Source organism: Microcystis sp. M53598_WE2, from assembly GCF_030067735.1.
GTDB lineage: Bacteria > Cyanobacteriota > Cyanobacteriia > Cyanobacteriales > Microcystaceae > Microcystis > Microcystis aeruginosa.
The window spans coordinates 1-5,657 of the sequence record NZ_JASJFE010001003.1; the positions used below are offsets into that span (position 1 = coordinate 1).

At 44.2% G+C, this 5,657-nt stretch carries 3 protein-coding genes; all 3 read right to left on the reverse strand.

The annotated features are described in order from the left end of the window. Positions 1–153: 153 nt before the first annotated feature. Positions 154–3,717, reverse strand: a complete 3,564-nt coding sequence (metH, locus tag PX636_RS20510) for a methionine synthase (protein ID WP_288118578.1) — start codon at positions 3,715–3,717, stop codon at positions 154–156. Between the two features lie 243 nt (positions 3,718–3,960). After that, complete coding sequence (locus PX636_RS20515; RefSeq protein WP_288118581.1) at positions 3,961–5,124, reverse strand: SpoIID/LytB domain-containing protein; 1,164 nt, start codon at positions 5,122–5,124, stop codon at positions 3,961–3,963. A 205-nt stretch (positions 5,125–5,329) separates the two neighbouring features. After that, positions 5,330–5,657 (reverse strand): type I restriction endonuclease (locus PX636_RS20520; RefSeq protein WP_353853497.1); only part of this gene is annotated, 328 nt, incomplete at its 5' end.

Below are 5,657 nucleotides of genomic sequence, written 5' to 3' on the forward strand. Positions count from 1 at the left end.
AGTGGGGTGTGGGGTGTAGGGTGTGGGGTGTGGGGTGTGGGGTGTGGGGTGTGGGGTGTGGGGTGTGGGGTTTTACCGATAAAAACTCACACCTGATAACTGAATCACTGATAACTCACACCTGATAACTGATCACTGATCACTGATAACTGATTAGGTACTAAAGTATTTAGCGGTGGGGTGATAGGTGATAATGGCGGTGGTGGATTGTTCTGGGTACAATTGTTCGCTTTCGTCCATAGACATCCCAATGCGATCGCATCCTAACAGAGCTAGTTGCTTGTATTGATCCTGAATATTGGGACAAGCGGGATAGCCGAAACTATAGCGAGAACCCTGGTAACGCTGTTGCAGTATATCGCGGATATTATCGGGATCGAACTCTGCGAAACCTAACTCGCGACGGATGCGGGTGTGGGTCCATTCGGCCATGGCTTCGGCGGTTTGGACAGCCATGCCGTGATAATAGAGGTATTCGGTATATTCGTTGGCATCAAAGAGAGATTTAGCGTATTCCGTGGCGATTTCCCCCACTGTCACTGCTTGCATCGGGAAAACGTCGATAATACCGGATTCCTGCGGGGCGAAAAAGTCAGCAATACAGAGACGACGACCGGATTTCTGGCGCGGAAACTCAAAAATGGCGATCGGTTGCAGATTTTCGGGTTTTTCGCCCGCTTGTATCGATTCGGGATCGTAAATTAACAGGGAATTACCGGACGACTGACAGGGAAAATAACCATAAATTAATGTGGGGTTTAGTAAATTTTCCTTGACAATTTTCTCTTTCCATGCTGCTAGAATTGGATGAACTTTTTCCTGTAAAAACTGGTCGTATTCTGGCTTCGATTGGCTTTTGGGTTTGCGGAATTGCCATTGACCGACAAATAAAGCTTGTAGGTCTAAATACCAGAAAACCTCCTCGATGGGAATTTCTGCTGCTGTTAATATTTTAGTACCCCAGAAGGGCGGTGTTGGTCGGGGAATATCAACTTCCACCGCTTCGGAACGACGGGTATCAATAACTAATTCTTTGTCCACGCTGCCATCGGTAAAAATAGTATCGGGATTAACCTTTAATTCTTCGGCAACAACCGGGGGTTTTTCTGCCTCGGCAAACTCCGCTAAAAAGCCTTTACTATCATCCCATTGACCCCCAGCTTTAGCGGGCATTAATTTATCCATAAAATGCAGGTCAGAGAAGGCATCTTTACCATAGATAACCTGTCCCTTGTAGGTTTTTTGACAGTCATCATGGACAAATTTGGGAGTTAAAGCTGCCCCGCCAAGGATAACGGGAACGGTGATTCCTTTTTCGTTAAAAACCTCCAGATTTTCCTTCATAAAAGCCGTTGATTTCACCAATAAACCGCTCATAGCGATACAATCGGCTTTATGTTCTTGGTAGGCTTCGATGATATTTTCTACGGGTTGTTTAATGCCCAAATTAATCACCTTATAGCCGTTATTGGTCAAGATAATATCAACTAAATTTTTACCAATATCGTGAACATCCCCTTTAACTGTTGCGATAATAAAAGTCCCTTTGGCATTATTATCCCCCTCTTTTTTCTCCATAAAGGGTTCTAAAAAAGCAACAGCTGCTTTCATAGTTTGGGCAGATTGGAGAACAAAAGGTAACTGCATTTGTCCCGAACCAAATAACTCACCCACTACCTTCATCCCATCCAAGAGGAAAATATTAATAATATCTAGGGGTGGATAGTCCTGTAAAGCTTGATTCAAAGCGTCTTCCAGTCCCAATCTTTCCCCATCAATAATATGCTGTTTTAATCGTTCCTCCACGGGTAAATTAGCATTACTAGAGGGGTCTTTTTTAGTAGTTTTCCCCGCAAATAATTCGGTTAATTTGGTCAGGGGATCATAAACACATATATCGCCATCAAAACGACGATTATCATAGATTAAATCCCGACAAACTTGCTGATATTCTGGTTCAATTTTTGCCAGAGGAAGAATTTTATTAGCGCTGACGATTGCCCCATCCATCCCCACCTGCATCGCTTCGTTGAGGAAGACGGAATTTAATACCTGACGCGCTGCCGGATTCAAGCCAAAGGAGATATTAGACACACCTAAAAGAATGTGACATTCTGGCAATTCTTGGCGAATTCGGCCCATTGCTTCGATAGTAGCCTTGCCATTTTCTCGGTCTTCTTCGATACCGGTAGAAATCGGTAAAGCTAAAGGATCAAAAAAGATTTCGTAGGGAGGAATTCCGTATCCTATCGCTGCATAATAGGCCCGTTTAGCTATCTGGAATTTTTTCTCGGCAGTGCGTCCCATTCCTTCTTCATCAATGGTTCCAATTACTACCCCCGCGCCGTATTTTTTCGCTAAATCCAAGACTTGATAAAAACGCGGTTCCCCGTCTTCGTAGTTAGTAGAGTTGAGGATACATTTACCCCCCGCTACTTTTAACCCCGCTTCCATTTTTTCCCATTCGGTGGAATCTAACATTAAAGGTAGGGTGACATTATTAACTAAACGAGAGGCTAATTGGTGCATATCGCGCACGCCATCCCGGCCCACATAATCGACGTTGACATCGAGAATATGCGCTCCTTCTTTTACCTGAGCTTTCGCCATCGATACTAAACTATCCCAGTCTTCAACATTGAGCAGTTCCCGACATTTTTTAGAACCACTGGCGTTTAATTTTTCCCCGACAATCAGGAAAGAATTATCTTGAATATAGGGTTGGGTACTGTAGATAGAAGCGGCGGAGGGTTCATAATGATAATGACGAGATTTCGGAGTTAAACCCTGACTTAGTTCCGCTAAAGCTTGAATATGGTCGGGACGAGTACCACAACAACCGCCGATAATTTGTACTCCCAAATCTTCAATAAAGTGCATTAAAGCCATTTTTAATTCTACGGGAGTGAGGCGATAATGCGCTTGACCGCCGACATTTTCCGGTAAACCAGCGTTAGGAATACAAGAAACAATAAAAGGGGAATTTTCCGAGAGATATTTAATATGGGGTTTCATTAAATCGGGACCAGTGGCGCAGTTAAGTCCCAAAATATCGATTTTATAGGGTTGTAAAATAGAGACAACGGCGTTAATTTCCGTTCCTACTAACATCGTTCCCATGGTTTCCATCGTCACCGAAACCATGAGGGGCAATCGTTGACCTTTTTGCTGAAATACTTCTTCAATAGCATTTAAAGCCGCTTTAATTTGCAGGACATCCTGACAGGTTTCTACTAATAATAAATCTGCCCCGCCATCGTACAGACCCTCTACCTGTTCCACATAGGCATTTTTGAGAGTATCAAAGTCAATATGACCCAAAGTGGGCAGTTTTGTCCCCGGCCCCATGGAACCCGCCACAAAACGGGGTTTTTCGGGGGTAGAGTATTTATTAGCGCAAGCCTTGGCCAGTTCGGCGGCGGTTTTGTTGAGATAATAGGCTTGATCGGCTAAATCGTACTCGGCTAAAACTATCGAGGTTCCCCCGAAGGTGTCGGTTTCAATCACATCCGCACCCACGGCTAAAAAAGCTTCGTGGACTTTGGCTACGGCGCTAGGTTTAGTATGGACAAGATACTCGTTACAACCTTCGTATTCTGCCCCACCAAAGTCCTCGGCCGTCAGATTTTGGCTTTGTAGGGAAGTTCCCATCGCCCCATCAAAGACGAGGACGGGATGCTTGGGGCCGTTGAGGTAGTCGAGAAAGGGGCTATTCATAGAGAGATTTACTGCTATAGCATTTTGAAAGTTTATTGTAATACGGTTACTAGAAATCTGCTATGGTCTGCATTTCAGTTATCAGTGATCAGTTATCAGTTATCAGTGATCAGATTTGAGTTTTCAGTTATCAACTAGAAGAAACAGGTCGGCAAGCTGTTGGGAATTTTAGTACAAATGCTCAACTATTTCTCCCTGCTATAGTCAACAGCCTAGCACCAGCGATCGAGAAAGCCAATCAATCTAATTTTGTAGAACTAGACGGGCTAAACCAACTCCGGGATAATAATTACCGAGAATTTGTTGATAATCTAGGCCTTTTTCCGCTAATTTATAAGCCCCAGTTTGACTCATACCGCGACCACCGTGGGCCCAAGCGACAATTTCATCGGTGGCAGCATAAAGAGACTCGACTACACCCCCTTTATAGCTGAGAATCTGCCCAGCAGTGGCATTAACCGCTTGGTGAGTCGATTGATACTCCGAGCGAATGCCTTTATATACCTGCCAGCGTTGGCTATTGCCCAGATGAAACCAAGCATTAGCGGGGCGGATTATATGTACTAGGGCGTAGGAACGGGCGGCGATCGCTTGTGCCTTTAAAGCGTGCATTGGCGCGGTGGAGTGCATTTCACTACCCACCACACTATAGAGATAGGCCTCTAAATTAACATGATTGACCACTAACAAGCGATCGCCTTGCGCAACAAGCAGCACTTTGCCCCGATACCAACCATCATCCACATAAACTAAACCATCGGCACTGGTGGGCTGCACAAAAATCACCTCTGGCAGCGATAAATCGCCCATTTTTAAGCCATTGGCACCTGGAATGACCGGTAAACCCTCGTTAGTGGTAATCGTTTTTAAACCGCCACCTTGGCGATCGGTGATCACCGCCGGTCCGTTAACTCCAATCAAAACACTGGCCACATCCCTTTTGATCGCCACGCGAATTTCTATGGCCGGCGGCGTATAATTAGCGGGAACCGCTAAGGGTTGTCTAGTTACCGGTTTGGCTGCGGCAGCGGGGGAAGTATTGGGGGAAGTATTAGGGGAATGAACCGATGGCGCTAATTTTTTCGGCGCTGAGAGGGAAGACTGAGGAGAGGGTGCTGATTTTGGAATCGCAGAAGATTGGGGAGAGGGGGATAGTTTCGGTGATGGCGCGGTTAAGGGTGCGATCGGAGATGGGATAATAGGGGAAGGAAAGGCAGCAGTCTCTAGATTTGCCTGGGGTTGCGGGGTTTCTGGTTTTTCCTTGGCTAAATAAGTTAAGAGAATTGGCGTAAAAGTAGCGATCGACAACAAAGGAACGGCACAATGGCGCAGCAGGGAAAAATAGGTACTAGCAGCAAATTTCACTTTAATCACACCATCTTTAATTTTCTTATCTAACTTTACCATTCCCCTCTCAGGCCGGGCAATTCTAGAGAAAAAATCTCGTATTCTTGAGCTTGTCAGGACAAATCAGGCTGAAATAGTCAAGAAAAGCCGAAAAAATCCTGATAATTTTTATTTATGCCTAACTGATTTGTTCCTTGCAGAGCAAATTATACAACAGAGGGAAATAGGAGAGTAATGATTTTGTAGGTACTGATTATCTTGATACTCAAATTAGTTGACAGAGATGTTTAAGGATTTTGAGAACCTCATATAAATCCCCCGGATTTCTCATGGCAAATAAACGAGAGGTTCCGTATAAAGGTTTACCGTCCCATAATAATTTAACAAATAAAAACTCGGAACCATTGGTCAACATTCCATAATTAGGACGGTTGGGATGAGGATTGACCATTAAATAAGCTAATAATTGCGGTAAACCTACTTCAACGGAATAAATAACCCGTTTTGATTCAATAATCATTACCCATAATTGTTCTTTTAGAATTAAAGTATCTAACCTTCCTTTAATTATTAAATCTTGCTCTTCTGTAATA